The organism is Deltaproteobacteria bacterium, from assembly GCA_016931625.1.
GTDB lineage: Bacteria > Myxococcota > XYA12-FULL-58-9 > XYA12-FULL-58-9 > JAFGEK01 > JAFGEK01.
Genome location: JAFGEK010000047.1, coordinates 1 through 4,545, shown reverse-complemented (window position 1 = coordinate 4,545; position 4,545 = coordinate 1). Strand labels below are relative to the sequence as shown.

Annotated in this window: 5 protein-coding genes; 2 read left to right on the top strand and 3 right to left on the bottom strand. The window is 41.3% G+C overall.

Going from position 1 to position 4,545, the window contains the following annotated elements:
- Positions 1–293: 293 nt before the first annotated feature.
- Positions 294–674, bottom strand: a complete 381-nt coding sequence (locus JW841_03715; protein MBN1960028.1) for a type II toxin-antitoxin system VapC family toxin — start codon at positions 672–674, stop codon at positions 294–296.
- Positions 675–686: 12 nt separating this feature from the next.
- Positions 687–923 carry a hypothetical protein gene (locus tag JW841_03710; GenBank protein ID MBN1960027.1) on the bottom strand — a complete coding sequence of 79 codons (237 nt, stop codon included), beginning with the start codon at positions 921–923 and terminating at the stop codon, positions 687–689.
- A gap of 358 nt (positions 924–1,281) precedes the next feature.
- Here JW841_03710 and JW841_03705 point away from each other — a divergent pair, with 358 nt between their 5' ends.
- Entirely contained in the window at positions 1,282–1,641 is a 360-nt protein-coding gene (locus JW841_03705) for a helix-turn-helix transcriptional regulator (GenBank protein ID MBN1960026.1), read from the top strand.
- Between the two features lie 113 nt (positions 1,642–1,754).
- Here the strand turns inward: JW841_03705 and JW841_03700 are convergent, their stop codons facing one another.
- The gene (locus JW841_03700) at positions 1,755–2,003 is read right to left on the bottom strand and encodes a DUF2283 domain-containing protein (GenBank protein MBN1960025.1); all 249 of its coding nucleotides are present in this window, start codon (positions 2,001–2,003) and stop codon (positions 1,755–1,757) included.
- A 1,039-nt stretch (positions 2,004–3,042) separates the two neighbouring features.
- On the opposite strand from JW841_03700, the gene JW841_03695 reads away from it, so the two are divergent.
- The coding region (locus JW841_03695; GenBank protein ID MBN1960024.1) for a hypothetical protein at positions 3,043–4,545 on the top strand (1,503 nt) is incomplete at its 3' end.

The following is a 4,545-nucleotide window of genomic DNA, read 5'->3' as shown; positions in this document are numbered from 1 at the left end:
TAACGACCCGTTTGACAATAACAGGTTTTCAAACACGCGGACATCTACCCGTGCTAATGAAGCGGACATCTATAAATACTTGTAACAAGTGTAAATTTGCGCATAGGCCTAAATGTTTATAGCAAGCTACCTGTTTTTCCTATTTTTTCCCTATTTTTTTCAATGATGTCTGAATTACTGCGGAAATATTTCTTTAATATCTATTTCTTTATAGCGGTTAATATAATGTTTGGCACCAAGAAACACAAAATACCAAAGAAATATGGCAGCATTGACGTTTGGCACTTATAAAGCTAAAGCTGAGCCGGAAAAATCACTTCAATATCTAAGGCTTTAAAATCACTATCTATTGCTAAAAGAGGCTGGCCTAATTTAACTGCCAGAGCATAAGCGAAACAATCACCAAAATTAAGCGGGTAAATTATTCGCGCCTTTGCCGCTATACGAGCTTGTTCAACATCAGGTTCGATAAAATTAATGCCACTGGTGAGTAGTTCATCTTCAATTTTTTTATAAAGTGTTGGTTGTCTATCACGAATTAAAACTAAGGTTTCAGCCAGATTAACTGTGCTCATATTTAATTCACCATTATGCTTTGATAACTGCTGAGCAAGCCATGGTGCATGATCCTCTGCAAAATAAATTGCCAATATTGCTGATGTATCTATTACCATCTTGATAAATTATTACCAAAGATCAGAATGTGATTTAAAACGCGGTTGCGGATTTTCATCAGCCTTTTTTGCCGCCCCAATCCACAAAGAAAAATCGGTTGTTTTACTTGCTGTAGCCAAAGACCGTTCTAGCCCCTCTTGCAGTGCTATACGTACCGCTTCAGATTTGGTGCGTATGCCACGTAGTCGCATAAACCGCTCAAGTGTTTGGCTTAAAGCAGAAGTCATATTAATATTCATTTGACTCATGTACAGATTATATACATGAATGTATAGTGATGTCAAATATGCCTTGTTTTACACATTCAGATGAGCGGAATTGACAAGTACCCTTTAAAAGGGTACCTTAAAAGTGAAGTGAAAAAGATAGACGTTACATACGAGATTATAATTACTAAGAAGGTGCATAAAAACCTTCACAAGCTACCGCTGGATGTGCAAAAGCGTTTTACCGCTTTAGCAGAACAGTTAAGAGACTGTGGTCCGATGGCATCGGATTGGAACAATTTTAGCAAGCTCGGGAAAAATAGATATCACTGTCATCTCACATATTCGTATGTAGCTTGTTGGAAGCATGAAAAGACAACCATAACCATCGAGGTGTATTATGTTGGCAGTCGTAAAAACGCCCCATATTGATATTCGGGTGAAAGGAAGGGTGCCGCCACGTCTTCTTCGGTATTTGAAAGAAGAGTATGGCGAAAAATTGAGTATTGAAGAAAATGAGCCCATCAATTTCTTTGAGACGAAATTATACCGAGAAATCAAAAAGGATATGACACCGGGATATTATGTTCGGGTCTATCGTGAAAACCGTGGGTTTACCCAGCAGAAACTGGGTAAAAAGGTGGGTGTTTCGAAATCTTATATTTGCGATATTGAAAATAATCGGCGTTCGATCAGCAAAATGATGGCCAAAAAATTCTCGAAGCTTTTTGCACTACCGATAGGTACTTTTATTGTGTAGCCCTTAGCTTTTTGCATTTTTTATGCATTTTAAGGTTGGTTCAGTTTTAATCAAATTTAAAGAGCGGGAGGGGAAAGGCTATAGGGCGGGCTGGAAAGGCGGCATATTCGATCTCAATGAATACTCGCGTTCATAATTGTAATTCCTACTATTTTGCTGCCGTCCTTACGAATCAACACATCCTCGTTCATTTCAACAGTCTTGGTTGCCCTCTGCGGTTTACGAAAATTCATATAAAGGACATCAGTTTCTTCATCATAATCAATCCATACTTGATGGGCAGGTAATCCAATAACGTCAGAAGCCAAAGACATACAACGGCTTATAAACTGCTCAGTCTTTTTTGCTGCTACCGTTGCCATATGACTTCTCCTTTAGGTTTTGTATCTAAAAAGTAGGCAGTTATTACGAAACCATCCTTCTTTGTTATTTCTCGATATACTACTACCAACCATTTCATTCTACCATAATTACGAGTTGCTTTAAGAGAACCTTTATTGCCACGATAATCTCAGGATTTTCAACTGTCTCAAGTACTTCATGAAAATAGCTTGCCAGATCATCATGGTTTTCAGTGATATGATACCACCTCTCAAACGTTAATCTGATGGGCACCTTATTTTTCGATAGTGTTTGGTGCATCGATTCTTCTCTAGCAAAGTCAGTAACTTATCATTACAGAATGAACTTACAAGAGGAAAACTCGATTTTAAAGTGCAGCCCCTTAGCATTGGTGTCTGGCACTGGTTTAGGCTGCTTGGTGCAGCTACCCAACGCAAGAATGTTATCGCACTGGCTCGCATGCTTGGTTACAAAATATTATTCTTGCAGCGATTTTAGAAGTAGCGTGGGCATTATGTGGTCGATTGCCTTCTAGTTAGGTGACACCACATAAACGACGAGCCGACAGCAACCTTTTGACGGTGGGGGGAGGGATACCAATCGCAGGATACTGCCGACTCTAAGCCAGCCAATATATCGCCAGAGCTATTGTGGCAACCAAACAAACAAATAATTAATAAGCAAAAAACCAAAAATCCAAGGACACTATAACAAGAGCACTATATATTAAGGAGGCAATCATGGTAGATCACATTTATCTCCCATGTCAGTATTCGATTACTCCGCAAGAATAGACGCTACCCATTGTTCACATAAATTCTTTAAGGCTACCGAAAGACCCGCACGATCTTTTTTCTAAATAGAAAAAACGCCTAAATATCTGGCAAAAGCAGGAAATCATGGCGTTTTAATGCAGTTTATTCCTCACTAAAAAAATATTCACGTATTTGATGATTTCGTAACAGCTAGCAAAAAACCCAGCAACATCAGTTGCAATCCAAAATTATCATGGTAGTTATCGCGCTTGCTTTTTTGCTTTCCGATGGGCGGGGGTCGAAGTTGCATATCTCTAGATTAGTTATTATGTTGTGCAATCGCATTAAACTAGTGTGGCTAATACTGTTCGGTTTGTGGATCCCAAGCTGTACTGATTTCGATCGTATGACCGAGCCAAAAACAACAAACAATAGTAAACCCGAAGTTGCGTCACCAACACCAGTTGAACTCAAGCCGCCCCCAATCGTAAGCGCGCAGCCAGCACCTTTGTCAAAGTCCGCAGCAAATAAATCCACCAAGAAAAAAAGAGCACGTAAACAACATCGTAAAACACACGCAAAAAATGCGCGTGCAAAAAGAGATAAAAGGCCACAGCAACCACTAGCAGAGCTATCATCGACGGCAACTAAAGACTCTGCACCAGTACCACCTGTTGACACTTCGTTATCAGCATCAGCAAATAGTTTGGCTGCTAACAACGGTAAGGCAATAAACACGAATAGCAACGATACTCGCGATACAGCCCCAAATGGTGTCGCTACGACCACAGATGCAAGTGTTGCCAAAGATACATCTAACGACTTATCCAACGATGCATCCACAGGTAGCGATACCCTTAAAGCACATTCATCACAGCAAATAGTCACTTTTGGGCAGCCAACAACCGCACTGCACTCTCTGCTTGGTGTTAAGCCTTGGTTAGAAATTGGGTCACACTTTATGAGCAATCCACAAGCAACTAACGCTACTACGGGTGAGAGCGATTTAGTTACGGTCGTTGGTTTGGGTGCGCGTTGGCAACACCAAAGCTCAGAGGTCAAGGCCCAAGCAGAGGGCCTGGTATCATACCAATATTTTACTGGCGCCCAAACAAGTACTACTCGTGATTATTCTGAGTGGCTCGGCCATATCACTGCGACCATTACCCGAGCTGCCCGCGACGACCGTGCACTTAATTACGAGATTATGGCTAAAACTAGTCGCACCATCGAGCCTTCTGATCGCACAGTGGTTGCGCGTCTTTTACACGTTGACACTACTGCACATACTAACGCAGCGCTAACCCATACAGCAAGCCACGTCACTGCTTCGTTTGATTATAACTTTGGCTATCGCTCTTACGCCGCTATCGCTGATAACTATCTTAATCGCCTTGTTCACACACCTGCTGCAAACATAGCTTGGCAAGTTAACGAACACACGAAGATTGAAGCAAACGCTGCGTTTATCGCGACCCGCTATAAACCTTATGCTTCTATCACTGCGGTTTATCCATCGCATGGCGACACTAACATCGTACCAGTAATGATTGGGGTTAAAAGTGACCTCGCCAACAACCTAAAAGCATCTCTTAAGGGTGGCATTACTTTTATCAACGCCAAGTTGGTTAATGATGAGCAAACATTTGTTGGCCAAGCTGAAGCAAACTATGTATGGGGCAAGTATCTTCGAGTTAAAGCAGGGGTAAGCAAAAACGTTGAAGCCACCAGTGGCTTTTCGTTTGTTGATGTTCTCGGCGGTTATATCGGAGTTTCATCCACACCTATCGATAAAACTAACGTCCAC

Coding starts and splice junctions, on each gene's coding strand:
- JW841_03705 (MBN1960026.1), top strand. CDS start 1,282: ATGTTGGCAGTCGTAAAAACGCCCCATATTGATATTCGGGTGAAAGGA.
- JW841_03710 (MBN1960027.1), bottom strand. CDS start 923: ATGAGTCAAATGAATATTAATATGACTTCTGCTTTAAGCCAAACACTT.
- JW841_03715 (MBN1960028.1), bottom strand. CDS start 674: ATGGTAATAGATACATCAGCAATATTGGCAATTTATTTTGCAGAGGAT.
- JW841_03700 (MBN1960025.1), bottom strand. CDS start 2,003: ATGGCAACGGTAGCAGCAAAAAAGACTGAGCAGTTTATAAGCCGTTGT.